We start from the raw sequence: 25,655 nt of genomic DNA on the forward strand, positions 1-25,655 counted from the left end.
CGGCTGGGCTCAGGCATACAGGCCTTGCAGAAACCAGCGCGGTCGCCCGCCTGCGTCGTGCCGGGCCGAGGTGGCGCGTTCGCGGTAGATCCACAGCAGTTCGGCGGCGGGGTTCTGCGCGATGTAGTAGTCGCGCGCGGCGGGCCGGGGTGAATCGCGCTGCGCTTGATCGGGCGCCTGCGGCCACCAGCCGGCTTCGACGCGGCGCGGGCCCGTCAGCAGCCGCAGCGGGCCGCCATGGCAGGGCTGACCGTCGGCTTGCAGGTCCAGCGGCAGCGGCTCGCGCAGCAGCCAGGTGGGCGCCAAGGCGTCGGGCAGATGGGCGGCGCCGCCTTCAGCGCCATCCGCCTTCACCCGCAGGGCCGCGGGAGGGCGTGCCTTGCCGCCCTGTAAAGACTTTGCCGGCGCACGCTGCTGCTGCCTTGCAGCAACGGGCGGCAACGCTTTTTGCGCAGGCCGCCAGCCTTGCATGCATTCGGGCCGGTGGTCGGCGCGCAGCGTGGGGGTTTGCACGCTGGCCGGCCCCAGCCGCGCGCCGACGCGTTCGATGAACACGTGCAGCGGATCGCCGGTGCGCTGGTCTTCGGGCAGAAAACTGACGCTTGGCGCCCCCCAGGGCGCGGTGTCGATGCTGCGCAGACGCAGCCAGGTGGCGGGCGCCAGCATGGGCGTGTGCGCCAGCCGCTCGGCCAGCAGGCGGCGCAGGTGCGCCATGGCTTGCTGGGCCTCAGCGGTGCGGATGACGAGCGACTGCGTGGGCGGCAGTTCGCGGCCGTCCAGGCGTTTCAAATCGAGCGTCCACGACAGCTCAAAGGCCAGCACGCCCTGCTGGCGCGCGCACAGCCAGCCCTGCAGAGACGCCAGCAGCCGGGCCGCCGACCACAGCAGCGCCGGCGCATCTTCCACCCGCGCGGGCAGTTCCAGCGACTGGTCGAACCGATCGGGCAGCATGAGCCAGGGGTAGCTCTCGGGCGCCAGGCCCCAGGCGATGTCGAGCGCGCGGCGCAGATCGGGGCCGAAGCGCCGCACCATGGGCGCGCGCGGCAGGGCGTGCACGTCGCCCCAGGTGCGCAGGCCCAGCCGCGACAGCAGGGCCAGGTGCGGGCGCGCGGCGGTCAGCGTGGCCAGCGGCAGCGCGGCCGGCCGCTGCGCCGGCAGCGGCCGGCCCTGAACGCGCTGGCGCAGCACCGCCAACGCTATTATTCCTATAGCTGCTTGCGATGATTCCACGGCGACCAGAGCCGGATTTGATTGATGAATGCGGCGCAGCAGCGCCCGCTGGCCGCCCCACAGACGCAGGCTGCCCGACACCTCAAGCAGCAGCGCTTCATCCACCCACGCCACGTGCGGGGTGAACTGCAACGCCCACCAGCCCAGCGCCTGACGCGTCGGCACGGTGGCGTCGGGCGGCGCCTCGGGTGCAGGCCGCGCAGCGCAGGCCGCGCCAGCTTCGTCAAGCGGCCACTGCAAGGCGATCCAGTGCATGGCTTTCTTTCTGATCATCGAACCACAGCACCTGACCGCTGGCGACAGCGCCAAAGCGCGCGGCCTGCTGCTGCGCGCTGGCGGCCAGCAGTGCGCGCAGCGGCGGCGCCTGCGCGGGCAGGTGAATGGGCGCGGCAAGCGGTGGACCGCGGCGCTTGAGAATGTCCACGCACAGCGAAGGCGCGATGTCTTCGTCCACGACGGGGTTCGCCTGTGCGCGAGGGCGCACGCGGCCCTCGCCTGCGCCCCTGCTGGACGCATCACGCCAGCCCGCGCGCTCATGCGCCTGGGCCTGCACCGCCACCCGCAGACGCAGCCGCGCGCACGAGTTGGCCGCCAGCGCCGCTTCTGGTCGCAGCACGAACAGCAGGCTGTCGGCCCGCAGCGCCGCCGCCGCATGCAAGCGGCGCAGATCGGTGGCGCGCGCGCGGGGCAGCCAGGCCAGCGCGACGGCCACGTCGGCGCAGCGCAGCGCCTGCTCGGTGGCCCAGAGCTGCGCCACTGGCGTTTCGCCGCGCACCCACAGCAGCGACGAAGCTGCCAGCCCGCCCGCCGTGAAAGCGGGCAGGAACGGCTCATGCGGCGGATTGACCAGTGCCACCGCGCCGCCGGACGCACGCTGGCGCGCCGCCACGGCGGGCAGCAGCAGCGGCCAGATGGGCGCATCGGGCGCAGCTTGCAGCAGCTCGATCAGCGCGCCCAGCGGCCAGCCGCCGCCGGGCAGTTCGGCATCGAGCGCGGCATGGCCGGTGGCGGCCACCCGCTCGGTCACGCACAGCAGTTCGTCGGCCGGCCAAACGCTGGTACTGATCGACGACGGCAAGAAAGACAAGGCACGCATTCAACACTCCAAAATACTGTTGTTTTATACAGTTTTTTGAAGGGCGCGTCACCATTTTCAGCGCCGAAAAAAAATCAGGAGCAGCCGGGGCTTAGCCGTCGCGGGCGCGGCGGCGGTTGATCGTCAAACCGATCAACCGGGAAACCACACCGGCGATGTACATCACGCCCGCCAGCTCTTCCAGCATGACCAGCGCGCGGCCCATCGGCTTGACGGGCGAGATGTCGCTCAGCCCCACGCCGGCCAGGGTGGTGAAGCTGAGGAACAGCAATTCGAACCAGGTGCGCGGCTCATCGGGTCGCACCGCGGCCGGAAAGGTGCCGGGCGCCAGCAGCTGGCAGGCCATGTACAGGTGCGCAAAGGCCCAGGCCAGCACGGTGAAGGTGGCGCCAGCGGCCAGCAACTCGTCCGTGGTTGCCGCGTCGTCCTGCAGCATGTAGGCGATCAGCGCGCCGGTGGCGTAGAAGTAGAACGCTGCTTCCAGCACCGAAATGGCCAGCAGCAGGTGGTTGCTGGGCGCCACGCGTTGCGCCACCCACAGCACCAATACGCTGGCGGCCAGCGCCATGGCCCCGCTGTTGGCGGCCGGGCTCTGGCGCACCATGCGCAGCGCCATGCCCAGCATCACCAGGCCGAACAGGCTGAGCACGATCTGCCCCGCGCGCCCGGTGCGGCCGTCGTCCAGCGCCGCGTACAGCAGCACGCCGATCAACTGCACCGCCAGCAAGGCGGCCGAGGGATAGCGGCGCAGCAGCACCAGGAGGCGAAGCGGTGTGATCATGGCCGCGATTGTCGCCACACCGCCGCCGGCGGTGCGCGCTGCTTGCGCCACAATCGGTGCCCATGAGCCCGCCCGCCGACCGCCCGATCCGCCACCAGTACGAAGATTTCCTGCGCCATGTCGACACGCACGGCGTGTTCAAGGCTGACCGCACCGGCACCGGCACCCGCAGCGTGTTCGGCCACCAGATGCGCTTTGATCTGAACGAGGGCTTTCCGCTGGTCACGACCAAGAAGGTGCACCTCAAAAGCATCATTTACGAACTGCTGTGGTTTTTGCGCGGCGATGGCAACGCGCGCTGGCTGCAGGAGCGCGGCGTGACGATCTGGGACGAATGGGCCAAGCCCGATGGCGACCTGGGGCCAGTGTATGGCGTGCAATGGCGCTCATGGCCCAAGCCGGATGGCGGGCACATCGACCAGATCGCGCAGGTGGTGCAAACGCTCAAGACCAACCCCGATTCGCGCCGCATCATCGTGAGCGCCTGGAACGTGGCCGACCTGGACCAGATGGCGCTGATGCCTTGCCATGCGTTTTTTCAGTTTTACGTGGCGGATGGCAAACTTAGTTGCCAGCTTTACCAGCGCAGTGCCGACATTTTTCTGGGCGTGCCCTTCAACATCGCCAGCTACGCGCTGCTGACGCACATGCTGGCGCAGCAGTGCGATCTGGCGGTGGGCGACTTCATCTGGACGGGCGGCGATTGCCACATCTACAGCAACCACGAAGCGCAGGTGAAGGAGCAACTCAGCCGCGCGCCCTTTCCCTACCCCACGCTGCACATCAAACGCCGCCCGCCGTCGATCTTCGATTACGAATTCGACGATTTCGAGGTGCGCGATTACCAGCATCACGCGGCGATCAAGGCGCCGGTGGCGGTTTGAATTTTCAAGCCAAATCGGCCTGCAGTGTTTACACATCAAGCGCAAACAGCTATCAATTTTGAAGTTTCTGGAATGACGGATTTGCTTTCCCTCTACCGCACCATGGTGCGCATCCGCGCCTTCGAAGACGCGGCCGAAATCGCCAGCCAGGGCGGCGTAGCGGCCTGGGGCAAGGAGGCCTCGTCCACGCCGGCGCTGGTGCGCGGCCCGCTGCACCTGTCCACCGGCCAAGAGGCCGTGGCCGCCGGCGTATGCGCGCACCTGACGCCCGCCGACCTGCTGACCAGCACGCACCGCGGCCACGGCCACACGCTGGCCAAGGGCGCCGATCCGGCCAGGATGATGTGCGAGCTGTTCGGCCGCGCCACCGGCTACAACGGCGGCAAGGGCGGCTCGATGCACATCGCCGATTTCTCGGTCGGCATGCTGGGCGCCAACGGCGTGGTGGCCGCCGGCCTGCCGATTGCGGTGGGCGCGGCGCAGGGGCTGAAGATTCGCGGCGTGGACGCCATCGCCGTGTGCTTTTTTGGCGACGGCGCCATCAACCGCGGCCCCTTCATGGAAGCGCTGAACTGGGCCGTGGTGTACCACCTGCCAGTGCTGTTCGTGTGCGAGGACAACCGCATCAGCGCCACCACCGCCAGCGCACCCATGACGGCCGGCCCCGGCGCCAGCGCTCGCGCGTCTGCCATGGGCATCGCCGCGGTCCAGGTCGACGGCACGGACGTGCGGGCCGTGTCGAACGCGGCCGAGGCACTGATCCGCGAGATCCGCGCCGGCAGCGGCCCGCGCCTGCTGCATGCGTTGACCGACCGGCACAAGGGGCATGTCTCCGTCGACCCCGGCACGTACCGCGACCCCGCCGCCGTGGCCGCTGCACTGGCGCGCGATGTCATCGGGCGCACGCGCGCGCAACTGGTGGCGCAGGGCCACGCCGCGCAGGTCGAGCAGATCGAGCGCGAGGCGCAGGCCGAGATCGACGCCGCCGTGGCCACCGCCACCGCCGCGCCGCTGCCGGACCCATCGGCCGCGTACACCGACATTCAGAACACCGGCGCGGGGGTGTGGGCATGAGCGCAGTGAACATGACCTACGCGCAGGCCGCCGCGCTGGCCTTGTCGCAGGCAATGGAAGCCAACCCCCATGTCATCGCGCTGGGTGAAGACCTGGGCCGCGGCGGCGTGTTCGGACAGTACCGCGACGCCGAGGGCGCGCCGCTGGTACAGCGCTTCGGGCCCGATCGCATCATCGACACGCCGATTTCCGAGAGCACCATCGTCGGCGCTGCGGTCGGCATGGCGCTGGCAGGCTGCACGCCGGTGGTCGAGTTGCGCGTGGTCGACTTCGCGCTGTGCGCCATCGACGAGGTGGTCAACCAGGCCGCCAAGAACCGCTACATGTTTGGCGGCCAGGGCCGCGTGCCGATGGTGATGCGCATGCCCATCGGCATCTGGTCGTCGTCGGCCGCGCAGCACAGCCAGTCGCTGGAGGCGTGGTTCGCGCACATTCCGGGGCTGGTGGTGGTCGCGCCTTCCACCCCGGCCGACAACCACGGCCTGCTGCTGGCGGCGCTGGCTTCGGGCGACCCGGTCGTCTACATGGAACACAAGGAGCTGTGGGCCACGCCCGGCCCGGTGACGCCCGGCGACGTCGTACCGCTGGGCCAGGCCCGCGTGGTGCGAGAAGGCGGTGACGTGACACTGGTCAGCTGGTCGCGCCAGATGCAGGCCTGCGAACAGGCGGCCGAGCAACTGGCCGCGCAAGGCGTGCAGGCCGAGCTGATCGACCTGCGCACCCTCTGGCCTTGGGACAAGGCCGCCGTGCTGGCCAGCGTGGCCAAGACCGGCCGCCTGCTGGTGGTGCACGAGGCAATCCGCGTGGCCGGCTTCGGTGCCGAGATCGCCGCCACGGTGGCCGAAGAAACCGGCGCGCGCGTGGCCCGACTGGGCGCGCCGCGCATCCCCGTCGGCTACGCGCCCACGCTGGAAGCCGAGGCGCGCGTCAGCGCCGCGCAGATCGCCGCCACCGCGCAGAAACTGGTGCAGCGATGAGCAGCAGCCGCCCGCACATCGGCCTGATCTGGGCGCAGGCGCGCAACGGCGTCATCGGCCAGAACGGCGTGATGCCCTGGCACCTGCCGGAAGACCTGGCGCACTTCAAGCGCACCACGCTGAGCCACCCCGTCGTGATGGGCCGCCGCACGTGGGACTCGATCCCACCGCGCTTTCGCCCCCTGCCCGGCCGCACCAACCTCGTCGTCACGCGGCAAGCAGATTGGCATCAAATAGGCGCCCAGCGCTCGTCCAGTCTGCGCGAGGCGCTACAAAAATGTGAGAAAGCCGAAAGAATCTGGATCATCGGCGGCGCGCAGATCTACGCCCAGGCCATGCCCCTGGCCGACGAACTGGTGGTGACGCACATCGACGCCGACTTTGCCGGCGACGCCCACGCGCCCGCCATCGGCCCCGAATGGCGCGAGGTGGCGCGCGACGAGCGCGTGGCCGCCAACGGGCTGCGGCTGGCCTTCGTCACCTACCGCCGCGCCAGCGCTTAACCCTGCACGCAAAGCGGCCGGCGTGACCGGCCACAATGGGTCTGGCGATTCTTCGCGGTACAAGGAGACAGGCGCCATGCCCACCCGCTTCAAGGTCGGCGACCACGTCGGCTGGCATTCCGAAGCCGGTCACGTCAGCGGCCGCATCACCCGCGTGCACACGCGCGACTTCGACTGGAAGGGCTACCGCCACCGCGCTGGCCCGGACAACCCGCAGTACGAAATCCAGAGCGACAAGACCGACCACGTGGCGGTGCACAAGGGCTCGGCGCTGCGCCACGTCAGCGAGTGAAGCCGTGGCGCAGCGGCTGCCGATCTGCACCATCGGCCATTCGACCCTCAGCATCGACGCCTTTGCCGAGCGCCTGCGCGCAGGCCAGGTCCAGCGCGTGATCGACATTCGCGCCATCCCCCGCTCGCGCACCCACCCGCGGTTCAACCAGGCCACGCTGCCCGACGCACTGGCGCCCTTCGGCATCGGTTATGCGCACATTGCCGCCCTGGGCGGACGGCGCAGGCGCAGCCGCGACGTGCCGCCCGAAGTCAACGGCTTCTGGGACAACGCCAGCTTTCACCACTACGCCGACTACGCGCTGCACGCGGCGTACCAGGAGGGCCTGGCTGAACTGCGCAAACACGGCCAGCGCGAACGGGTGGCCATCATGTGTGCCGAAGCCGTGTGGTGGCGCTGCCACCGGCGCATCGTCGCCGACTGGCTGATCGCGGCGGGCGAATCGGTGCGACACATCCTGCCGACGCGCATTGACGAGGCGCGGCTCAACCCCGGCGCCCATGTCGGGCCGCAGGGCATCGTCACCTACCCGGCACCCGCCGACGCACCATAGGCGACATGAAGATCACGACATGGCCCTGGCATGGCGAACCCAGGCGCCCGCGAGTTCGGCGACAATCCTCTCGTCGGCGTGCTTGTCGCCTTCGAAACGGCCTCTGTGCTCGTCACCGCCAACGATCTGGCGAATCCTCACCGCGTCATGCGCCCCACATGTCAAAGCCGGCCGGCGGTCACCGCCCGCGAGGCACTCGGTTGACCAGGACATGGGTATACCCCCCATCACGCAAGGAGAATCACGTGTCATCACCGATTGCACTTATCACCGGCGGCGCCACCGGTATTGGCAAGGAAACCGCAAAGCAGTTGGCCGCCAAAGGCGCCACAGTCATCATCACCGGACGGCGCCAGCCTGAAGGCGACAAGGCAATCCAGGAGATTCGCGCCTCGGCGGGTCCCACGGGCCAAGCCTCGTTCGTGCGCAACGACGTGAACGACGAGGAGGCTGTGCGTGGCCTGATCGCCGACATCGTGCGCCAACACGGCCGGCTCGACATGGCCGTCAACAACGCCGGCATCTCCAACGAGAACAAGACGCTCGACCAGTCTGACAGTGCAGCCTTCAGGGCCATGCTCGACACCAACGTGCTCGGCCTGTACTACTGCATGAAGCACGAGATCCGCCAAATGTTGACGCAGGGTGGGGGCGCCATCGTCAATCTCGCGTCCATTGCCGGCTTGAACGGCATCCCTTGGGCGCCCGCCTACGCCGCGACGAAGCACGCCGTCGTGGGGCTCACCCGCTCCAGCGCGCTGGACCACGCCAAGCAGGGCATCCGCATCAATGCGGTCGCGCCGGGCGCCATCCGCACCGACTTGATCGCCGGGCAAATCCAGCTCGGGCAATACGACGAGAAGATGATCTCGGCGATGCATCCGATGGATCGGATGGGAGAACCGGTCGAGATTGCCAGGGGCATCTGTTGGTTGCTGTCGGACGAAGCTTCCTTCGTGACCGGACACGTCCTGAACATCGACGGCGGATTCCAGGCCAAATAAGATGACTCCCGACGCCTCGTCGAATCTGATTCCGGCGGTGCTCGCGTACTTTCAAGGCGAGCGGCACGAGATGCTGTCGATCCTCGGGGTCTCCGGCGTCCTGGCGGCGATCGTCGTGTTGTTTTTCCTGACGGTGCGCGACAGTTTCGCCAGGGGATTGATGGTCACCGTGCTGGTCTGCGCCGCGCTGCTGTCCGCCACGGCCATCACCCTGCTGGTTCGCGACCAGCGCTTGAGTCAGTCCTTGGTGTCAGCGCTCAGCGGCGCGACCGGGCCGACCGCCGTCGAACAGGAGCAGACCCGAATCACGGCCGTGATTGGCAACTACCCGCGCTATCGCTGGGGTGCTGCGGTCGTCGGCTTGGCGGCGCTGCTCATTTTGGCGCTGTCGCGCCAGCCGTGGCTGCACGGCGCGGCCGCGGGAATGCTGCTGTTGGTGGTGGCGCAGGTGGTGATCGATCGCTACTCGGAAAACCGAGCGACGAGCTATTTGGCGCAGCTTTCGCTACGCTCCCAATAAGGGCGCATGCAAACGGGTGCCGCCATCGGGGGGAGTGTGGTCGCGGCCTGAGCGACTTCCGTCCCGAATGAGACCAGAACCCCGCCGCCCAATCCAGCGCACGCTCGGGTGGTTCATCATGGGCGCTGCGTGGCCGCTGATCGTGGCCTGCGCCGCCATGGCGCCCATCAACCCATGCATCGAGCAGGTGCAGCCGGACGCCGGCTATCGGGGTAAGCAACTCGCCGCGCCTCAACGTGCTCAGGTTTCCAAGATGGGAGACAACCTTGGTCGGCTTAAACCCTCCATTCGGACTCTCCGAGTGGTTTGACCAAAATCCGCTCTGGGTCGATAGTTCGCGCATCCAGTCAAAGTCGAGTCAGTCGCGACGCAGCCATCGGTGCCGCAGCCTGGGCCTCGACGGCGCTGAACGGGTCACACCGCTCACCTCGGAAATACCAATCCGCGCCAACTACGTCTCGTGCGCACCTCGTTGTCTTGCGCTCGCGTTGTGAGAAGAGCATGAGATGCCCCCACGCGCCGATCGAACCATGCAGTACGCGGGAACGACTGAAGTCTGCGCTGCTGAAGGGTGCTCCACGGCAAAATTGCGAGCAATCGCCTCAACGTCTCCCAGCAATAGAGGTCGGTGCCCAAAGTTTGTGTCTTCACCTCAGGTCACCGTGCCTCCGGTGTCCAAGCTGCTACACCTAAGCGTCGCTTTTGCATGGCGATCAGATCGGGTAGCTAGGCGGGTAGCTACGCGGATCACCGTTGAGTTTTGTATGTTTAACTTATTGATTATTAACGTTTTTTATTTTTCATGAAGATCACCACCTGGAACGTCAACTCCCTCACCGCCCGCCTGCAGCATGTGCTGGACTGGCTGGCCGCCAACCCGGTCGACGTGCTGGCGCTGCAGGAACTGAAGCTCACCGACGACAAGTTTCCGCTCGACGTGCTGCGCGAGGTGGGCTATGAGGCCGCCGTGTTCGGCCAGAAGACGTACAACGGCGTGGCGCTGCTGTCGCGCGCGCCCATCGCCAGCGTCACCCGCAACATCGTCGGCTTTACCGACGAGAACTCGCGCGTCATTGCCGGCACGGTGGACGGCCCGGGCGGGCCGATCCGCATCGTCAACGGCTACTTCGTGAACGGGCAGGCACCGGGCACCGACAAGTTTGAATACAAGATGAGCTGGCTGCGCGGCCTGCGCGACTGGCTGCGCGAGGAAATGGCTGCGCACCCGCGCCTGGTGCTGCTGGGCGACTTCAACATCGCACCCGAAGACCGCGACAGCTACGACCCGGTGGGCCTGGCCGAGACGATTCACCACACCACCGAGGAGCGCAACCACTTCAAGGCGCTGCTGGGCCTAGGCCTGACGGATGCGTTCCGCCTGTTCGAGCAGCCCGAAAAAAGCTACAGCTGGTGGGACTACCGCATGCTGGGCTACCAGAAGAACCGCGGCCTTCGCATCGACCACATCCTGGTCAGCGAAGCGCTGGTGCCCGGCGTGCAGGCCTGCGCCATCGACCGTGTGCCGCGCAAATGGCCCAAGCCCAGCGACCACGCGCCGGTGACCGTGACGCTGGGCTGAGTGAGCCGGCGCGTCGCCCGCGCCGCCGCTCAATCGCGGTCGGCGTCGATGCCCAGTTCCTGGATCTTGCGCGTGATGGTGTTGCGGCCGATGCCGAGCTTTTGCGCCGCCTCGATGCGGCGGCCCCGCGTGGCGGCCAGCGCGGCGGCGATCAGGCGCGCTTCGACCTGGTGCATCAGGTGATCCCACACGTCGGTGCGGCCGCTGGCCAGCAACTGGGAGGCTTCGGCCTCCAGCCCGTGCTGCCACGACGACGGCGCGGCCATCTGCGCCACGGCCGGCGATGCCTCTGACGCTGGCGCGGCGCCAGCCGATGGATCGGCGCCGTGTGCCATGGCTGCTTCGGGCTGGTTGGCGCCCTGCACCGCCGGCTCGGGGGCTGCAACGTCCGCGTCGGTCTGCAGGATTTCGGGCGGCAGGTCCTTCACCTCGATGACCTGCGCCGGCGCCATCACGGTGAGCCAGTGGCACAGGTTCTCCAGCTGGCGCACGTTGCCAGGAAACGCAAAGCGCTCCAGCCGCGCCAGCGCGGGGGCAGACAGGCGCTTGGCTTCCACGCCCAGCTGGCGCGCGCTCTGCTGCATGAAGTGGCGCGCCAGCGCCGGAATGTCCTCGCGCCGCTCGCGCAGCGGCGGCAGCCGCAGGCGGATCACGTTGAGCCGATGGAACAGGTCTTCGCGGAAGGCGCCCTCCTTCACGCGCTGCTCAAGGTTCTGGTGCGTGGCGGCGATCACGCGCACGTTGGACTTGACCGCGGCGTGGCCGCCCACGCGGTAGAAATGGCCGTCCGACAGCACGCGCAGCAGCCGCGTCTGCAGGTCGAACGGCATGTCGCCGATCTCGTCGAGGAACAGCGTGCCGCCGTCGGCCTGCTCGAAGCGCCCGCGACGCATGGTCTGCGCACCGGTGAAGGCGCCGCGCTCGTGGCCGAACAGTTCGCTTTCCAGCAGGTCCTTCGGGATTGCTGCGGTATTGATAGCAACAAAAGGCCCACTGGCGCGCGGTGAATGCTTGTGCAGCGCGCGGGCCACCAGCTCCTTGCCGCTGCCCGATTCGCCGGTGATCAGCACCGTCACGTGGCTTTGCGACAGCCGGCCGATGGCGCGAAACACGTCCTGCATGGCGGGCGCCTGGCCCAGCATTTCGGGCGCGGTGGCCTGCGCTTCGCCCACCGTGTCTTCGCGCCGGCTCTCGGCGACGGCGCGATGGATCAGCTCGACCGCCTTGGGCAGGTCGAAGGGCTTGGGCAGGTATTCGAACGCGCCGCCCTGAAAGCTGGACACCGCGCTGTCCAGGTCGGAAAACGCGGTCATGATGATCACCGGCAGGCCGGGCAGGCGCTCCTTCACCTGGCTCAGCAGGTCGAGCCCGCTGCCGCCCGGCATGCGGATGTCGCTGACCAGCACCTGCGGCGTGCTGCCTTCGTCCAGCGCGGCCAGCACCTCGCGCGCCTGGGTGAACGAGCGCGTCGGCAGCGCTTCGCGCGACAGGGCTTTTTCCAGCACGAAGCGGATGGATTGATCGTCGTCCACGATCCAGATGGGCTTCATGTCGGCAGGCTCCTCGCAATCGGGTTGCACGGTTTCAGGGCAGCGGAATGAGGATCCGGAAATCCGTCCGCCCGGGCTGGCTTTCCAGCTCGATCAGGCCGTGGTGCTGCTGCACGAAGGTCTGCGCCAGCGTCAGGCCCAGGCCACTGCCGCCGTCGCGTCCCGACACCAGCGGCGCAAACACGCGGTCCTTGATCGAGTCCGGCACGCCCGGCCCGTTGTCGATGACATGCAATTCCAGTGCCAGTCGATAGCGCTGCTTGCCGAAAGTCACCTGCCGCAGCACGCGCGTGCGCAGCACGATCTCGGCGTCGCCCTGCGCGATGCGCGCGGCCAGCGCCTGCGCCGCGTTGTGCACGATGTTGAGCACGGCCTGGATCAGCTGTTCGCGGTCGCCGCGAAAGTCGGGGATCGAGGTATCGTAGTCGCGCACCACCTTCAGCCCGCGCGGGAATTCGGCCAGCACCAGCGCGCGCACGCGTTCGCACACTTCGTGGATGTTGACGTCCTCCACCTTGGGCTGGTGCCGGTGCGGCGCCAGCAGCCGGTCAACCAGCAGCTGCAGGCGGTCGGATTCGTGGATGATGACCTGCGTGTATTCGTGCAGCGCGCGGTCGTCGATTTCCATCTCCAGCAGCTGCGCCGCGCCGCGAATGCCGCCCAACGGGTTCTTCACCTCGTGCGCCAGGTTGCGAAACAGCTCCTTGTTGGCCTTGGCCTGCTCGGCCAGCCGCTCCTCGCGCTCCTGCCGCGCCTGCTGCTCCAGCGGCAGCAGCTCCACCACCAGCTCGCCCGGCGTTTCCGTCTGCGCCACGATCACATGCACCGGCAGGTGTTCGCCGCCGTGGCGCTTCAGTTGTGCGTCGTAGCGCAGCGCAGCAAATTCGTTGCCGCGCGCGCCCTGCAGCGCGTGGCGCAGCGTGGCGCCGTCGGCAAAGTATTGCTGCAGCGACGTGCCTTCAATGCTGCGCCAGGACAGGCCCACGGCGTCTTCCAGCGCCGCGTTGGCAAACAGCACCACAGCCGCCTCGTCGATCACCGCGACCAGCGTGACCAGCAGGTCGAAGGCCTGAAAGCGCGCGGGATGGGGACGGCGGGATGAGGGCATGGGCGACGGCGAAATGGGCCGCCAGCCCTTGTCCATCAAGCGCTGGCAGCTATGATTTTCGCAGAAAACCGGGCGGCCCGCCGGGCGCTTGCACAGGCGCGGGCGCGCTTACTTGAAGCGGCCCAGTTCGCGCCGGATGCCTTCGATGTCGCTCTGGTTGCGGGCGATGGAGGCCTTCATCTCGGCCACGCGGTCCAGGTACTTCTGGTAGTTGCGGGCCTCGCCGCCGATCTTGTCGGGCTCGCCGTTGTTGTAGTCCTTGACCAGCTCGGCCTGGCGCGATTCGGCGCGGCGCAGTTCCTGCTCCAGAATCGCCTTGGCGTCGGCGTCGCGCGCGCGCTGCTCGGGCGTGTCGATGCGCGGCGCGGCCGCGGGTGCGCTGCCCGGCGCGCGGGCGGCCGACGGCGCGGCGGCCGCGCTGCGCGTGGCGGGCGCGGGCGCCGGGGCGGCCGCGGCCGGCACGGTGCCGCGCACCACGGTGACGTTGCCGCCCTCCACCACCTTGCAGTCGCTGCGGCCCTTGATCTGGTTGGTGTATTCGTTGCCGCAGCGGTAGATGCGGTCCTGCGCCGCCGCCGGCAAAGCCGCGCCCGCCAGCACGGCGGCAGCCACGGGGTAGCAAAGGGTCAGCAGTGGGGTTTTCATGAAAATTCCAAAGTCCGGTCACGCCGCGAGATCAGGACACCGGTCCAGAATGCGGAGTATCTGGCAAATAGACCCGCTTGACCACGGCATGTTCCCGCCGCGGCAGCAAAAAGGGCGGCCAAAGCCGCCCTGAAGGTAACGAAGTCGCCGTGCGGCGACGCACATTACAACGAATAGTACATATCGTACTCGGCCGGGTTGACCTGCACGCGGATGCGGTTGACTTCGGTCATCTTCAGCTCGATGAAGGCGTCGATCCAGCTGTCGGTGAACACGCCGCCCTTGGTCAGGAAGGCGCGGTCCTTGTCCAGCTCTTCCAGCGCCTGGTCGAGGCTGTGGCACACGGTGGGCACCAGCTTGTCCTCTTCGGGCGGCAGGTGGTACAGGTCCTTGGTGGCGGCTTCGCCGGGGTGGATCTTGTTCTCGATGCCGTCTAGACCCGCCATCAGCAGCGCCGAGAAGCACAGGTACGGGTTGGCCATCGGGTCCGGAAAGCGCGCCTCGATGCGGCGCGCCTTGTCGCTGGCCACGTGCGGGATGCGGATCGAGGCCGAGCGGTTGCGGCTGGAATAGGCCAGCTTGACGGGCGCCTCGAAGTGCGGCACCAGGCGCTTGTAGCTGTTGGTGGTCGGGTTAGTGATGGCGTTCAGCGCGCGGGCGTGCTTGATGATGCCGCCGATGTAGTGCAGCGCGGTATCGCTCAAACCGGCGTAGCCCTTGCCGGCAAACAGGTTCTTGCCGCCCTTCCAGATCGACTGGTGCACGTGCATGCCGCTGCCGTTGTCGCCGTGGTAGGGCTTGGGCATGAAGGTGGCCGTCTTGCCGTAGCTGTCGGCCACGTTCCAGATGACGTACTTCATGCGCTGCGTCCAGTCGGCGCGCTCGACCAGCGTGCTGAACTTGGTGCCGATTTCCATCTGGCCGGCGCCCGCCACTTCGTGGTGGAACACTTCGACCGGCACGCCCAGCGCTTCGAGGATCAGCACCATTTCGGCGCGCATGTCGTGCGTCGAATCGACCGGCGGAACGGGGAAGTAGCCGCCCTTGGTGGTGGGGCGGTGGCCGCGGTTGCCGCCTTCGAGCTTCTGGCCGCTGTTCCAGGGCGCTTCGTACTCTTCGATCTTGTAGAAGCTGTTGCCCGGCTCGGTGGCCCAGCGCACGCTGTCGAACACGAAGAATTCCGGCTCGGGGCCGAAGTAGGCGGTGTCGCCGATGCCCGACGCCTTCAGGTACGCCTCGGCGCGCTTGGCCAGCGAACGCGGATCGCGCTCATAGGCCTTGCCGTCGCCCGGCTCCAGCACGTCGCAGGTCAGCACCAGCGTCGGCTCGTCGTAGAAGGGGTCGATATAGGCCGTGCCCGGATCGGGCATCAGCAGCATGTCCGAAGCCTCGATGCCCTTCCAGCCGGCGATGGAGGAGCCGTCGAACGCGTGGCCTTCGCTGAACTTGTCCTCATCGAAGTGGGACACGGGCACGCTGACGTGCTGCTCCTTGCCCCGGGTGTCGGTGAAGCGGAAGTCGACGAACTTGCATTCGTTTTCCTTCACCAGTTTCATGACGTCGGCGACGGACTTGGCCATCAGAGTTCTCCTGTGGGGATGGTGGTTCAAAAAGGTTGACGAGACGGGGAATGCAGCTTCCATGCCAGCGCCGCGAGGGCCTGCACCCGCGTGGCGCATTCCGCACCGGCTCGGATTGTGCCTTCAGACAGGCCCGGATGGACTGACGCAGATCGCAAAGCGTGCACGTTTGACGCACCGATTTGGCTTTGCAGCGCACATTATTGGTGCGTCGCACGTTTCAGCGCACCAATTCAGGGCCATAGCGCAGGTCGAAGGGCTGCAGCCAGGCGCGCAGATCGACATACGCCGCCTCGGCCTGGGCCGCCGGCCCCTTGACGCCCAGTTCGATGTGCGCGCCGTGTTGCGGGTGATCCACGCTGGGCAGGCTGAACACCTTGATGCCGGGGTGCGCGGCCTCGACGCGCTGCATCACCGGCGTCAGCGTCGCTTCCATGCTGCCGTACAGGATGACCGAGCGCTCGACCCAGGCGGTGCGCTGAAAGGCGTGCGACCAATCGGTGTCCAGCGCCCACTCGATCATCGGCCAGGCCATCACGGGGAACCCCGGCAAAAAATAAATCATGCCCCCACGCTCCCCCGCTGCGCGCGGTGCGCTGCCCCCCGAGGGGGCCGCATCCCGCCTGGGGAGCGGCCCGGCGGCGGGATTGTCGCCCCCACGCTCCGCTGCTTCGCATGCTGCGCTGCCCCCCGAGGGGGCCGCATCCCGCCTTGGGAGCGGCCCGGCGGCGGGATGAGCACCCTTCGCAGATCCAGCCAGCGCAAACCCCGGAATCTTGTTGTAAGGGTTGGGAATGATGCGCGCGCCCTGCGGAAACACGCCCATGTTCAGGCGATGCTGGTTGTCGGCGCGGTCGGGTTGGTAGGGCTCGCCTTTCTCGCGCGCCACGTCCTGCATGCGTTCCTCGATCAGCGCCTTGGCTTCGGGGTGCAGTGCCAGCGGCACGCCCAGCGCCGCGGCGGCGCACTGGCGCGTGTGGTCGTCGGGCGTGGCGCCGATGCCGCCGGTGCAAAAGACCACGTCGCCGCTGGCAAAGGCGAGCCGCAGCGCGGCCGTGATGCGGGCCGGGTCGTCGCCCACGTACTCGGCCCAGTCCAGGCGCAGGCCACGCGCGGCCAGCAGTTCTATCACCTTGGGCAGGTGCTTGTCGGCGCGCTTGCCGGACAAAATTTCGTCGCCGACGATGATCAGCCCGAACACGGGCGCGGCGGTTTCAGCGGCGGGCATGGGCATCTCTCCAGGAAGCATCGGTCACGGCAGGCCGCTCGGGCGGCAGCGCCACGGGCGCGGGCGGAGCGGGCGCGCGCTCGGCCCGCAGTTGCTGCAGCGCGTTCAGCGCATAGTGCGCGAACCACAGCGACGAGAACACGAACACGAAGGTGTAGATCCAGATCGCGACCGGCACCAGCACGACGAACAGCGCGGCAAACAGCAGGCCCGACGCCCACACCACGCCGGGCGCGGCGCCCATGTACCCGCACAGCACGCCCATGGCCAGCAGCGGCCAGCGGTGCGCCTTGAGGATGGCGCGGCGTTCTTCTGCGCTGGCGTAATCGGCCAGCACGTCGAAGCTCATCACCCGATAGGTCAGCCAGCCCCAGATGAGCGGCGGCAGCACCAGCACCAGCGGCGGAACCAGCCACAGCGGCAGCGTGACGAGCAGCGCCAGCACCGCCACGGCCAGCGAGCCGGCCGACCAGCCAATGGAAGCCGCCAGCGACGCGCCGCGCTGCCGCGCCAGCTGCGGAAAGCGCCGCTCGGCCACCCTGTGGGCCAGCGTGGGCGTGAGCAGCATCGACACGATCGACAAGGTGGCCAGCACGATCACCGGCGTGGCCAGCGCCACCACGGCCAGCGGCGCCAGCAGCCCGACCAGGCCGCCGGGCCGGTCGATGCCCAGCCGGCCGTCGAGCCAGTTCAGCACCGCCCAGCCGTGCAGCGCCGCCTGCATCCAGGCCACGGCGGCGTCCCACCACAGCCAGCCCAGCACCAGCGACAACGCCGTCATGGCCAGCAAGGGCAGCAGCGTCATGCCGATGACGCGCGGCACAAAGGCCTGGGCCAGCGCGCGCACGAAGGCGTCAAACAAGGGCTTCAGCATGGCACCCCGCAGCGCGGTGGAACTGGCAGCGTTTTCATCATTCACTCTGGCCGCCAGCGCTTGCCCATACAGCGCGAGCAGCTATGCAACTCATAGCTTTTCGGCGGCGTCTGCGGGCCGGCGGTCGAGCCCCGCCAGCCGCTTGAGCCCCAGCCACTGCTGCGCCCAGAAGCCACGCCCGTAATCGCGCCCGCGCAACACCTGGTCGTCGATGCCGGTGGCGTCGATGCCGGGGCGCCAGTCGGCGCTGCCCAGCAGCATGTCCCACCACGGAAACAACACGCCGTAGTTGCCACCGTAGGGACTGTAGGCGCTCGTGCCCGGCTCATGCCCCAGCGCGATGGCATGGTGGCGGCGGTGAAAGCTGGGGCTGACCAGCAGCCGGTTGCCGATGCGGCCCCACGACCAGCGCAGGTTGGCGTGGTGCAGGCTTTCCAGCAACTGCGTCACGGCCACCAGCGCCACGAACTGCGCCGGCGCCACGCCGATCACGATGGCGACGACGACAAAAATCACGTCGGTGATGACCGAATCGAGCAGGTGGTTGCGGTTGTCACTCCACATCGTCATCTGGCGCTGGCTGTGGTGCACGGCGTGCAGTTGCCACCACCAGTGCCAGCGGTGCTGCGCACGGTGGATCAGGTAGCCGATGGCGTCGAACAGCACCAGGTAAATCAGAAAGCTGACCCAGGCCACATCGGTCACGCCCGGCCACAACTGGTCGACCTGAAGCGTGGGCAGCCCGTGCGCGCGCAGCCAGCCGATGCCTTCGGTCAGCCACAGCTCGACGCTGAAGAACATCACCAGCTTGAACAGCCCCAGCCGGTGGATCAGCGTGTAGACCACATCGATGGCGATGGCGTGCCGGTCGCTCACGCGCTCGACCGGCCACAGGCGCTGCAGCGGGCCGATGACCAGCAGCATCACGGCGATCTGCACCAACCCCGCCAGCAACCAGCCGGTGGCGGCAAAGCCGTCTTCCAGCAGGTTGCCAGCGCCCACCGCAAAAGCCACGGGCTGCACGGCGGCTTCGAACAGCCACTGCTGCGCGGCGGCGAAGGCGTCGGTCACGTTGTCAAGCATGGTCCTGTTGATCCAAAACACGTCCGCCTGAAACCGCCCCGCTCACCCGTCATTGCCGCGAAAGCGGGCCTCCAGCGGCGCATGCCAAAGCGCGCTGCCGGCGGATGCAGGGATTCCCGCTTTTGCGGGAATGACGAGGATTCAAGTGGTTTGATTTGCAAGCGATATCGAGGCCCCTCCCCATCGGGGCGAAATTTGCAGGTGGTCAACCCCCGTGCGACGCGATCCAGCTCTGGTAATCGGGATGCTCGCGCAAGGTCTTGAAGCAGAAGCCGCGCGCCTGCAGGCCGCTGACCAGCGGCTCCAGCACCGCGGGCGCCCACGGGTCCTGGCGCGACCAGATGCCCAGGTGCGCCATCAGGATGTCGCCGGGGCGGATGTCTTGCAGCGCCTTTTTCAGCAGCGCGTCGTTGGGGTACTGGCCGCTGGGCAATTCGTCGCCCAGAAAGCCGGCCGGCGCCCAGCCGACGTGCTTGAAGCCGCAGGCCTCAGCGGCGGCCAGCAGCTTGGGCGATGTCTTGCCGCCTGCGGCGCGGAACAGCGGCAGCACCTTGTGCTGCGTGACCGAGGCCAGCCGGTCGGCCGCCAGTTGCAGGTTGCCGCAGTACTGCTCGGCGGTCCAGCTCATGGTCTTGCCGGCCTGCGCGCCCGACGACGGGCGAATGCGAAAGCGCGGCGCGCCGCCCGGCTGCGCCGGCGGCAGGTCGCCCTGCCAGTAGGCGTGGTCCCAGGTGTGGCTGGCGAATTCGTGCCCTTCGGCGGCGCGCGCCTTCCACCACGGTGCCCAATGCTTGCCCAGCGTGCCGTCACCTTCGCGCGTGCCTTCCTGGGCGGCGAAGAAGGTGGCGCGCACGTTGCGGCGCTTCAGCACATCGGCGATCAGCGGCGCCACGCCCATGTGCCCGGTGTCGAAGGTCAGGTACACAGGCTTGCACGATTCCGGTGCTTTTTGCGCCGCAGCGCCCGTCCCAAAAGCGCAGGCAGCTATTGAAAAAATAGCAATCGCCAATGCCTGTAGGCGCCCCCCTAGTCGTCGAACCAGAGGCCGCGGAGCAGGCCAGTCGCGGACGCCGCGGAGCGGGCTTGGCCCGGCCGCCAGCGTCGTCCCCCTGGGGGGGAAGGCGCGCAGCGCCTCAGGGGGGGATTTACTGCCTCGGCGCATGATCCAGCGTCCACACACCGTGCGGCGACTTGCCCACCTTGACCTGGTGCACCACCTTGCGCTGCTTCACGTCGATCAGCGTCAGGCGCCCGGCCCAGCGCGATCCGACCATGATCAGCGAGCCGTCGGCCGAGATGTCCATGCAGTCCGGCCCCGACGGTGCCGGAAAGGTGTCGACCGCGACGAACTTCTCGTAGTCGATCTTGCTGATGGTGTTGGCCACCCGGTTGCTGACGAACACGTGCCGCCCGTCGCCCGTGGCGCGGAAGGCGTGCGCGCCCTTGCCGGTGGGAATGGTCTTGACCAGCTGCGGCGCCTTGCCGCCAGCCACGTCGTACACCTCCACGCCGTCGCCGCCTGTCAGGCCCAGCAGCAGGTGCCGGTCGTCGGGCGTGACGAACACGTCGGCCGGCAGCGGGCCGGTCTTGACGCGGTGCTTCAGCGTCTGCGTGGCCAGGTCGATCACCACCAGCTCGTCGCTGTCCTGCATGCTGGACCAGACGGTGGTGCTTTTCGTGTCGATCCACAGGTGGCTGGGCGTGCGGCCGGTGGGGATGCGCTTGACCAGCGTGGGGTCGGTGCCGTTCCAGCTGTAGATGTCGATGTGGTTCAGCCGGTTGGCGGCCGTGACGAACCACTTCATGTCGGGCGAAAAGCGCAGGTGGTAAGGGTCGCGGATGCCCCGCACCGTGCGCTGCACCTCGGCCGTGCGCGGGTCGATGAAGGTGAGCGAGTCGCTGGCGGCGTTGGCCACGATGACCGACTTCTCGTCCGGCGTCAGGTAAAGGTGGTGCGGCTCCTTGCCGGTGGGGATGCGCTTGATCTCGGTCCAGCGGACCGCGTCGATCACGCTGACGTTGCCGTCCAGCGAGTTGAGCACGAACACCGGCGCCGGCACGCGCGGCGCCGCCGTGGCCGGCGCCGAGGGTTGCGCGTGCAGCCAGGCCGCGGGCCAGGCAGACGCGGCCAGCAATGTGGCGGCGCGGCGGCGCGAAATCGGTAAAAAGGAAGTTGGCATCGCCATGAAAGATTTCTGAAACAGTGCGTGAGTGTAGGACGGCTGCTCGACGGCCCGCGCTCACTTAACATGGCAGCCATGCAAGCCGTGGACATCGATGGCGTTTTTCTTGAGCTGGCACAAGTCCCCGCGCCACCGGGGGCCGACCCGGCGCTGCCGCCGCTGGTGTTTCTGCACGAGGGGCTGGGCTCGGTCGCCATGTGGCGCGACTGGCCGGCCAGCCTGTGCGCCACCACGGGGCGCGCAGGCATCGTGTATTCGCGCCAGGGCTACGGGCGATCCAGCCCGGTGGCCGATGTGCGCGGGGCGCCGCGCCGCCACGCGAACGGCACGCGGTCGGGTCGCCTGCAGCCGGACTACATGCATCGCGAGGCGCTGGAGGTGCTGCCCCGGCTGCTGGCGCGGCTGGGCGTCGAACGGCCGGTGCTGGTCGGCCATTCGGACGGCGCCACCATCGCGCTGATTCACGCCGCGCACCACGCGGTGGCGGCGTGCGTGGCCATGGCGCCGCACGTGATGGTGGAGGACATTTCGGTGCAGTCGATCGCCGAGGCGCGCCAGGCCTACGAAACGACCGACCTGCGCGAGCGGCTGGCGCGCTACCACGACGACGTGCAGGTGGCCTTCTGGCAATGGAACGACGTCTGGCTGTCACCCGCGTTCCGCGATTTCGACATCCGCGACGAGGTGCGCACCCTCCGCGCGCCGCTGCTGGCCATCCAGGGCGTGGACGACCAGTACGGCACCATGGCCCAGGTGGATGACCTGGCCGCTGCCGTGCCGCATGCGCGCACCCTCAAGCTGCCGGCGTGCGGGCATTCGCCGCACCGCGACCAGCCGGCGGCGGTCAACCAGGCCATCGCCGCATTCCTGCGCGCCTGACAGCCGGCACAGCCCGGTCGACTGACGCTGTTCCGACACGGCTTGAAGGCCGGCGCTGACGTGGCGCGGGCCTGCTGCGGCCTATCGTGCGGTCACTCAATCACTTGCAGGGGGCACCCATGTCACACCGATTCACTACCTCCACTTCTGCTTCTGCTGCGCCGCGCTGGCGTGCGTCCGCCACGGCGCTGCAACTGGCCGCCGCGCTGGTGGCCCAGGCGCCCGCCACCGCGCTCGTCGGCGTGGGCGCGCTGGCGCTGGCGCCGGCCGCGTACGCCCAGCGTGGGCCGGCCGTGGCTCAGCCGCAAATCGACCGGCTGGAAGTCACGTCCGACGCGGACCTGGCGCCCGGCGCCGAACTGGAACTGCGCCTGTTCGGCACGCCGCGTGGCAACGCGTCGGTGCGCATCAGCGGCGCCAAGCCCATCAATGTGGTGCTGAAGGAATCGCCGGCCGGCAGCGGCGAATACGTCGCCTACTACACCGTCAAGCGCGCCGACGGCCTGGCCGTGGGGCAGGCGGTGCGCGCCACGCTGCGGCGCGGCAAGCTGGCCACGGTGGCCAACTACAGCGTGCCGGCCGTGGCGGGCGCGGGCACGCCGCCGCCCGCCGCGGGCCTGCGCATCGACAGCTTCACGGCCGCGCCGGTGACGCGCCTGTTGCCCGGCACCGAGCTGGTGGTGACGGCGCAGGGCATGCCCCGCGCGCGCGGCAGTTTCGAGATCGGCGGCTTGGCCAGCGACATTCCGATGCGCGAAGTGCGCCCTGGCGTCTACGAGGGCCGTTACACCCTGCGGCGCGAAGACCGCATCACCGCGGCCTCGCCGGTGGTGGCCAGCCTGCGTTCGGGCAACCAGGTGGTGCGCGCCAATCTGGCGCAGCCGCTGGTCGGCGACACGACCGCGCCCACGGTGGTCAACCTGGCCCCGCGCGAAAGCGAGCGCGTGCCGCCGGGCGTGGTCTACGTGTCGGGCAACTTCGAGGATCGGCGCGGCACGGGCGTCGACCCACGCAGCGTGCGTCTGGCGCTGAACGGCCGCGACGTGACGGGCGACACGCAGATCACCGCGCAGTCGTTCAGCTACCGCGGCCAGCTGCCGCCGGGCGCCTACACGGCCCAGCTGGTGGCGCGCGATGGCGCTGGCAATGAACTGCGGCGCGACTGGCGCTTTGACGTCGGCGCGGCCCCCGCGGTGCTGGACGTGCAGCTGACCGGCCCGGTGGGCGATGTGGTGGACGGCCGCAACCCCGTCGTCATCCGGGGCCGCACGGCCCCCGGCGCCACCGTGCAGGCGCGGGTGACCGGCCTGTTGCAGGTGGCCGGCCCCATCGGGCTGGAGCAGGAATTGCTGAACCAGACCCTGACCGCGGACGGCGCGGGCAACTTTACCGTGCAGTTCCAGCCCGCCGGGGCGCCGGGATCGCGCTACGACGTCCATGTGGTGTCGCGCCGCGACGGGCGCAGCGACGAAGCGCGCTTGCGCCTGACGCAGCGCTGAAGCTAGGAGTCTGCGCGGTAGAAGGCGTCGAAGCGAAACGCGCGAAAAACGAGGACAGCGTGGTGATACCGACAAGCCCATAGCCGGGCTATGGGCGCCGGAGGTAGCGCCGCGATGGACCGTTTTCTCGCGCGTTGCAGCCGACGCTCCTTCTGCCGCGCAGACTCCTAGGCGCCCACGCGGCACACGGCGGGCAGGCCGCCGTGTGCCGCGTTTGTTTTTTAGCCTTCAGGCCTTGAGCAGCGCCAGCTCGTCGGCCGTGAGCCAGCGCCACTGCCCGGGCGCCAGATCGTCGGGCAGCGCCAGCCCGCCGATGCGCGAACGGTGCAAGGCCTCCACCCGGTTGCCCACGGCCGCCACCATGCGCTTGACCTGGTGGTATTTGCCTTCGGTCAACGTCAGCAGCAGGCGGTGCTCGCCCGCGGCCTCTGCTGAGGCGGCAGCGACCGGTTTCGGGTCGTCGTCCAACACCACGCCGGCGCGCAGCCGCTCGATCTGCCGCGCGTCCATCGGGTGGCGCGTGGTGACTTCGTACAGCTTGGGCACCAGATGGCGCGGCGAGTTCATGCGGTGGATGAACGCGCCGTCGTCGGACAGCAGCAACAGGCCCGTGGTGTCCTGGTCCAGCCGGCCCACCGCCTGCACGCCCGCCACCTTGCCGGCGGTCGGGCGCTGGCGCAGCGGGGGCGGCAGCAAGGTATAGACGCTGGGCCACGCGCCGGGCCGGTGCGAGCATTCGTACCCCGCAGGCTTGTTCAGCATCACGTAGGCGCGCTCGTGGTAAGTCCAGGGCCGGCCCTGCACGCTGTAGTGCAGCGGCGCGGTGCTGACGTCCACCGTCTGCGCCGGGTCGTGGCACGGGCACCCCTGCACTTCGACCAGGCCGTTTTCGACCAGGCCCGCGCACAGCCGGCGCGTGCCGAAGCCTTGGCTAAACAACAGGTCGGTGATACGCATCGTGCGGCGCGCCGTCGTGAACACGCCCGCAGTGCGCCTGCAGACGTCGCGGGACTCTGTACATCAAATGGTTAGGAGGCAAGCGGGTTTTTGATTCTTTTTGGTCGTTTCCACGTAATATCCCTCACACAAGAACATGGCCTTGAGAGGGCTGCGCGCGGGAGATCATGTTAAGTGAACTGAGCGACTCGGGCATTCCCCTGCTGCTGGCGGCGCTGGTCGTGGCCGCGCTGGGGCTGGGTGCCCTGTTTCTGGCTCGCCGCGGGCGGCGCAGCCCGTCACGGCGCCTGCCTCAGCAATGGCCGCTGCAGCCGCGCCGACTGGCCAGCAGCGCCGAGCGGCGCGTCTGGCGCTGGCTGCGGGCCGCGTTTCCAGACCACCAGGTCATGGTCAAGCTGCCGGTGACGCGCTTCACCATGGCGCTGCAGGCCGACAAAGGGCAGGAATGGTTCGAGGTGCTGCGCGGCGCGTACTGCACCTTCACCGTATGCGACGACCATGGGCAGGTCATCGGAGGGGTTGACGTGATGGACGGTCATGGCCCCTCGCGCGCCAACCGCCATCTGAAACAGACCTTGCTGGCCCAGTGCGGCATCGGTTACTGGGTGGTGGCCGGCGATTCACTGCCCGAGCCGCAGCGCGTGCGCGCCGCGTTTCTGGGCACCGGGGCGGCCGACCTGGCGCCGCGGGCCGATGCGCAGGCCGAACTGCAGGCCGTGCGCCACCAGTTGCACGAAGCGCTGGACCGCAACCGCCACCACCGCGACCGGGTGCCACCGACCGGCGGAGCCCGTCACGCCGCGGTGGTGCCGTCGCCGCAGCCCGACTCCTTCCTGGGCCCGCTGGACAGCCGCGCCGCCCCGCTGGAACGCGCCTGACGTCCGCTACGGCCCTGCGTCAGGCGGGCGGCGCCTGGATGAAGTGCGTGCGGTAGTGCTGCAGCTCGTCGATGGATTCGTGCACATCGGCCAGCGCGGTGTGCGACTGCTGCTTCTTGAAAGCGTCCACCACCTCGGGGCGCCAGCGGCGCGCCAGCTCCTTCAGCGTGCTGACGTCGATGTTGCGGTAGTGAAAGAAGGCCTCCAGCCGCGGCATGTACCTGACCAGGAAGCGCCGGTCCTGCCCGATGGTGTTGCCGCACATGGGCGAGCAGCCCTTGCTGACATAGCGCGCCATGAACGCCAGCAACTGGTCGGTGGCCTGCTCCTCGGTCAGCGTGGAGGCGCGCACCTTGTCGATCAGGCCGCTGCGGCCGTGGGTGCCCTTGTTCCAGCTGTCCATCGCGTCCAGCACGCTGTCGGGCTGGTGGACGACCAGCACCGGGCCTTCCACGCGGGTGCGCAACTGCGGGTCGGTGGCGATGACGGCGATCTCGATGATGCGCTCCTTTTCCGGGTCCAGCCCGGTCATTTCGCAGTCCAGCCAGATCAGGTTCTGGTCGGATCGGGCCAGCGCGGGCGCGGTGTCGGGGATGCAGGCGGTCTCTGTCATGGCGCCCGATTGTCCACGGGATGCGCCCACCGCCTTGCGACCGGCGCCAGCGCCCTAAACTTGGCAACCTGCGCATTCCGCCCGA

Annotated in this window: 26 protein-coding genes; 12 read left to right on the plus strand and 14 right to left on the minus strand. The window is 68.6% G+C overall.

The features are described from left to right. Positions 1–9: 9 nt before the first annotated feature. The 3 genes from R0D99_RS10035 to R0D99_RS10045 form a co-directional block, all read right to left on the minus strand. Positions 10–1,485, minus strand: a complete 1,476-nt coding sequence (locus tag R0D99_RS10035) for a DNA polymerase Y family protein (RefSeq protein ID WP_317748106.1) — start codon at positions 1,483–1,485, stop codon at positions 10–12. Beyond that, positions 1,454–2,326 (minus strand): translesion DNA synthesis-associated protein ImuA, encoded by an 873-nt coding sequence (gene imuA, locus R0D99_RS10040; RefSeq protein ID WP_317748108.1) that lies wholly within the window; start codon positions 2,324–2,326, stop codon positions 1,454–1,456. Before imuA ends, R0D99_RS10035 begins: the two co-directional genes overlap by 32 nt. A gap of 91 nt (positions 2,327–2,417) precedes the next feature. Next, positions 2,418–3,107 (minus strand): potassium channel family protein, encoded by a 690-nt coding sequence (locus tag R0D99_RS10045; RefSeq protein ID WP_317748110.1) that lies wholly within the window; start codon positions 3,105–3,107, stop codon positions 2,418–2,420. A 62-nt stretch (positions 3,108–3,169) separates the two neighbouring features. Here R0D99_RS10045 and R0D99_RS10050 point away from each other — a divergent pair, with 62 nt between their 5' ends. The 9 genes from R0D99_RS10050 to xth all read left to right on the plus strand — a co-directional run bounded on the left by R0D99_RS10050 (position 3,170) and on the right by xth (position 10,493). Beyond that, positions 3,170–3,991, plus strand: a complete 822-nt coding sequence (locus tag R0D99_RS10050; protein WP_317748112.1) for a thymidylate synthase — start codon at positions 3,170–3,172, stop codon at positions 3,989–3,991. A gap of 102 nt (positions 3,992–4,093) precedes the next feature. Then, complete coding sequence (locus R0D99_RS10055) at positions 4,094–5,065, plus strand: thiamine pyrophosphate-dependent dehydrogenase E1 component subunit alpha (protein ID WP_317751065.1); 972 nt, start codon at positions 4,094–4,096, stop codon at positions 5,063–5,065. Further along, the gene (locus tag R0D99_RS10060) at positions 5,062–6,042 is read left to right on the plus strand and encodes an alpha-ketoacid dehydrogenase subunit beta (protein WP_317748114.1); all 981 of its coding nucleotides are present in this window, start codon (positions 5,062–5,064) and stop codon (positions 6,040–6,042) included. Before R0D99_RS10055 ends, R0D99_RS10060 begins: the two co-directional genes overlap by 4 nt. Next, positions 6,039–6,545 carry a dihydrofolate reductase gene (locus R0D99_RS10065; RefSeq protein ID WP_317748115.1) on the plus strand — a complete coding sequence of 169 codons (507 nt, stop codon included), beginning with the start codon at positions 6,039–6,041 and terminating at the stop codon, positions 6,543–6,545. The genes R0D99_RS10060 and R0D99_RS10065 overlap by 4 nt, the downstream gene beginning before the upstream one ends. 76 nt (positions 6,546–6,621) lie before the next feature. Continuing rightward, entirely contained in the window at positions 6,622–6,837 is a 216-nt protein-coding gene (locus tag R0D99_RS10070; protein ID WP_317748117.1) for a DUF2945 domain-containing protein, read from the plus strand. Positions 6,838–6,841: 4 nt separating this feature from the next. Continuing rightward, complete coding sequence (locus tag R0D99_RS10075; RefSeq protein ID WP_317748118.1) at positions 6,842–7,390, plus strand: DUF488 domain-containing protein; 549 nt, start codon at positions 6,842–6,844, stop codon at positions 7,388–7,390. A gap of 245 nt (positions 7,391–7,635) precedes the next feature. Then, the gene (locus tag R0D99_RS10080; protein WP_317748119.1) at positions 7,636–8,394 is read left to right on the plus strand and encodes a glucose 1-dehydrogenase; all 759 of its coding nucleotides are present in this window, start codon (positions 7,636–7,638) and stop codon (positions 8,392–8,394) included. Position 8,395: 1 nt separating this feature from the next. Then, complete coding sequence (locus tag R0D99_RS10085; RefSeq protein WP_317748120.1) at positions 8,396–8,914, plus strand: hypothetical protein; 519 nt, start codon at positions 8,396–8,398, stop codon at positions 8,912–8,914. Positions 8,915–9,716: 802 nt separating this feature from the next. Continuing rightward, positions 9,717–10,493 (plus strand): exodeoxyribonuclease III, encoded by a 777-nt coding sequence (gene xth, locus R0D99_RS10090; RefSeq protein WP_317748121.1) that lies wholly within the window; start codon positions 9,717–9,719, stop codon positions 10,491–10,493. A gap of 29 nt (positions 10,494–10,522) precedes the next feature. Here xth and ntrC read toward each other — a convergent pair whose 3' ends face one another. The 9 genes from ntrC to R0D99_RS10135 all read right to left on the minus strand — a co-directional run bounded on the left by ntrC (position 10,523) and on the right by R0D99_RS10135 (position 20,741). After that, positions 10,523–12,043 (minus strand): nitrogen regulation protein NR(I), encoded by a 1,521-nt coding sequence (gene ntrC, locus R0D99_RS10095; protein ID WP_317748122.1) that lies wholly within the window; start codon positions 12,041–12,043, stop codon positions 10,523–10,525. A gap of 34 nt (positions 12,044–12,077) precedes the next feature. Continuing rightward, the gene (gene glnL / locus R0D99_RS10100) at positions 12,078–13,151 is read right to left on the minus strand and encodes a nitrogen regulation protein NR(II) (RefSeq protein WP_317748123.1); all 1,074 of its coding nucleotides are present in this window, start codon (positions 13,149–13,151) and stop codon (positions 12,078–12,080) included. Between the two features lie 108 nt (positions 13,152–13,259). After that, positions 13,260–13,796, minus strand: a complete 537-nt coding sequence (locus R0D99_RS10105; RefSeq protein WP_317748124.1) for a hypothetical protein — start codon at positions 13,794–13,796, stop codon at positions 13,260–13,262. Positions 13,797–13,960: 164 nt separating this feature from the next. Further along, positions 13,961–15,376: a type I glutamate--ammonia ligase gene (gene glnA / locus R0D99_RS10110; RefSeq protein ID WP_317748125.1), complete on the minus strand. Its 1,416-nt coding sequence runs from the start codon at positions 15,374–15,376 to the stop codon at positions 13,961–13,963. A 220-nt stretch (positions 15,377–15,596) separates the two neighbouring features. Then, a complete protein-coding gene (locus tag R0D99_RS10115) occupies positions 15,597–16,604 on the minus strand; it encodes a competence/damage-inducible protein A (protein WP_317748126.1) in 1,008 nt (335 codons plus the stop codon). Then, positions 16,591–17,478, minus strand: coding sequence for an EI24 domain-containing protein (locus R0D99_RS10120; protein WP_317748127.1), 888 nt, complete (start codon positions 17,476–17,478; stop codon positions 16,591–16,593). The genes R0D99_RS10115 and R0D99_RS10120 overlap by 14 nt, the downstream gene beginning before the upstream one ends. 90 nt (positions 17,479–17,568) lie before the next feature. After that, positions 17,569–18,561 (minus strand): sterol desaturase family protein, encoded by a 993-nt coding sequence (locus tag R0D99_RS10125; RefSeq protein ID WP_317748128.1) that lies wholly within the window; start codon positions 18,559–18,561, stop codon positions 17,569–17,571. Positions 18,562–18,766: 205 nt separating this feature from the next. Next, complete coding sequence (locus R0D99_RS10130; RefSeq protein WP_416365864.1) at positions 18,767–19,486, minus strand: polysaccharide deacetylase family protein; 720 nt, start codon at positions 19,484–19,486, stop codon at positions 18,767–18,769. A gap of 220 nt (positions 19,487–19,706) precedes the next feature. Continuing rightward, entirely contained in the window at positions 19,707–20,741 is a 1,035-nt protein-coding gene (locus R0D99_RS10135; protein WP_416365998.1) for a YncE family protein, read from the minus strand. Between the two features lie 78 nt (positions 20,742–20,819). Between R0D99_RS10135 and R0D99_RS10140 the strand changes: the two genes are divergently transcribed. Together R0D99_RS10140 and R0D99_RS10145 are read left to right on the plus strand one after the other, a co-directional pair. Further along, a complete protein-coding gene (locus R0D99_RS10140) occupies positions 20,820–21,623 on the plus strand; it encodes an alpha/beta hydrolase (RefSeq protein WP_317748130.1) in 804 nt (267 codons plus the stop codon). Positions 21,624–21,742: 119 nt separating this feature from the next. Next, a complete protein-coding gene (locus tag R0D99_RS10145; RefSeq protein ID WP_317748132.1) occupies positions 21,743–23,122 on the plus strand; it encodes a hypothetical protein in 1,380 nt (459 codons plus the stop codon). A gap of 228 nt (positions 23,123–23,350) precedes the next feature. On the opposite strand, the gene R0D99_RS10150 is transcribed toward R0D99_RS10145, so the two are convergent. After that, positions 23,351–24,079 carry a pseudouridine synthase gene (locus R0D99_RS10150; protein ID WP_317748133.1) on the minus strand — a complete coding sequence of 243 codons (729 nt, stop codon included), beginning with the start codon at positions 24,077–24,079 and terminating at the stop codon, positions 23,351–23,353. Between the two features lie 167 nt (positions 24,080–24,246). On the opposite strand from R0D99_RS10150, the gene R0D99_RS10155 reads away from it, so the two are divergent. Beyond that, a complete protein-coding gene (locus tag R0D99_RS10155; protein ID WP_317748134.1) occupies positions 24,247–24,957 on the plus strand; it encodes a DUF2726 domain-containing protein in 711 nt (236 codons plus the stop codon). Positions 24,958–24,976: 19 nt separating this feature from the next. On the opposite strand, the gene orn is transcribed toward R0D99_RS10155, so the two are convergent. Continuing rightward, positions 24,977–25,570, minus strand: a complete 594-nt coding sequence (gene orn / locus R0D99_RS10160) for an oligoribonuclease (protein ID WP_317748135.1) — start codon at positions 25,568–25,570, stop codon at positions 24,977–24,979. Positions 25,571–25,655 lie beyond the last annotated feature (85 nt).

The sequence above is a fragment of the Ottowia sp. SB7-C50 genome, from assembly GCF_033110285.1.
Taxonomy (GTDB): domain Bacteria; phylum Pseudomonadota; class Gammaproteobacteria; order Burkholderiales; family Burkholderiaceae_C; genus Ottowia.

Excerpts from the sequence above, each read along its gene's own strand:
- R0D99_RS10035 (WP_317748106.1), bottom strand. The coding sequence starts at position 1,485 with ATGCACTGGATCGCCTTGCAGTGGCCGCTTGACGAAGCTGGCGCGGCC.
- imuA (WP_317748108.1), bottom strand. The coding sequence starts at position 2,326 with ATGCGTGCCTTGTCTTTCTTGCCGTCGTCGATCAGTACCAGCGTTTGG.
- R0D99_RS10045 (WP_317748110.1), bottom strand. The coding sequence starts at position 3,107 with ATGATCACACCGCTTCGCCTCCTGGTGCTGCTGCGCCGCTATCCCTCG.
- R0D99_RS10050 (WP_317748112.1), top strand. The coding sequence starts at position 3,170 with ATGAGCCCGCCCGCCGACCGCCCGATCCGCCACCAGTACGAAGATTTC.
- R0D99_RS10055 (WP_317751065.1), top strand. The coding sequence starts at position 4,094 with ATGGTGCGCATCCGCGCCTTCGAAGACGCGGCCGAAATCGCCAGCCAG.
- R0D99_RS10060 (WP_317748114.1), top strand. The coding sequence starts at position 5,062 with ATGAGCGCAGTGAACATGACCTACGCGCAGGCCGCCGCGCTGGCCTTG.
- R0D99_RS10065 (WP_317748115.1), top strand. The coding sequence starts at position 6,039 with ATGAGCAGCAGCCGCCCGCACATCGGCCTGATCTGGGCGCAGGCGCGC.
- R0D99_RS10070 (WP_317748117.1), top strand. The coding sequence starts at position 6,622 with ATGCCCACCCGCTTCAAGGTCGGCGACCACGTCGGCTGGCATTCCGAA.
- R0D99_RS10085 (WP_317748120.1), top strand. The coding sequence starts at position 8,396 with ATGACTCCCGACGCCTCGTCGAATCTGATTCCGGCGGTGCTCGCGTAC.
- xth (WP_317748121.1), top strand. The coding sequence starts at position 9,717 with ATGAAGATCACCACCTGGAACGTCAACTCCCTCACCGCCCGCCTGCAG.
- ntrC (WP_317748122.1), bottom strand. The coding sequence starts at position 12,043 with ATGAAGCCCATCTGGATCGTGGACGACGATCAATCCATCCGCTTCGTG.
- glnL (WP_317748123.1), bottom strand. The coding sequence starts at position 13,151 with ATGCCCTCATCCCGCCGTCCCCATCCCGCGCGCTTTCAGGCCTTCGAC.
- R0D99_RS10105 (WP_317748124.1), bottom strand. The coding sequence starts at position 13,796 with ATGAAAACCCCACTGCTGACCCTTTGCTACCCCGTGGCTGCCGCCGTG.
- glnA (WP_317748125.1), bottom strand. The coding sequence starts at position 15,376 with ATGGCCAAGTCCGTCGCCGACGTCATGAAACTGGTGAAGGAAAACGAA.
- R0D99_RS10115 (WP_317748126.1), bottom strand. The coding sequence starts at position 16,604 with ATGCCCGCCGCTGAAACCGCCGCGCCCGTGTTCGGGCTGATCATCGTC.
- R0D99_RS10120 (WP_317748127.1), bottom strand. The coding sequence starts at position 17,478 with ATGCTGAAGCCCTTGTTTGACGCCTTCGTGCGCGCGCTGGCCCAGGCC.
- R0D99_RS10125 (WP_317748128.1), bottom strand. The coding sequence starts at position 18,561 with ATGCTTGACAACGTGACCGACGCCTTCGCCGCCGCGCAGCAGTGGCTG.
- R0D99_RS10135 (WP_416365998.1), bottom strand. The coding sequence starts at position 20,741 with ATGCCAACTTCCTTTTTACCGATTTCGCGCCGCCGCGCCGCCACATTG.
- R0D99_RS10140 (WP_317748130.1), top strand. The coding sequence starts at position 20,820 with ATGCAAGCCGTGGACATCGATGGCGTTTTTCTTGAGCTGGCACAAGTC.
- R0D99_RS10145 (WP_317748132.1), top strand. The coding sequence starts at position 21,743 with ATGTCACACCGATTCACTACCTCCACTTCTGCTTCTGCTGCGCCGCGC.
- R0D99_RS10150 (WP_317748133.1), bottom strand. The coding sequence starts at position 24,079 with ATGCGTATCACCGACCTGTTGTTTAGCCAAGGCTTCGGCACGCGCCGG.
- R0D99_RS10155 (WP_317748134.1), top strand. The coding sequence starts at position 24,247 with ATGTTAAGTGAACTGAGCGACTCGGGCATTCCCCTGCTGCTGGCGGCG.
- orn (WP_317748135.1), bottom strand. The coding sequence starts at position 25,570 with ATGACAGAGACCGCCTGCATCCCCGACACCGCGCCCGCGCTGGCCCGA.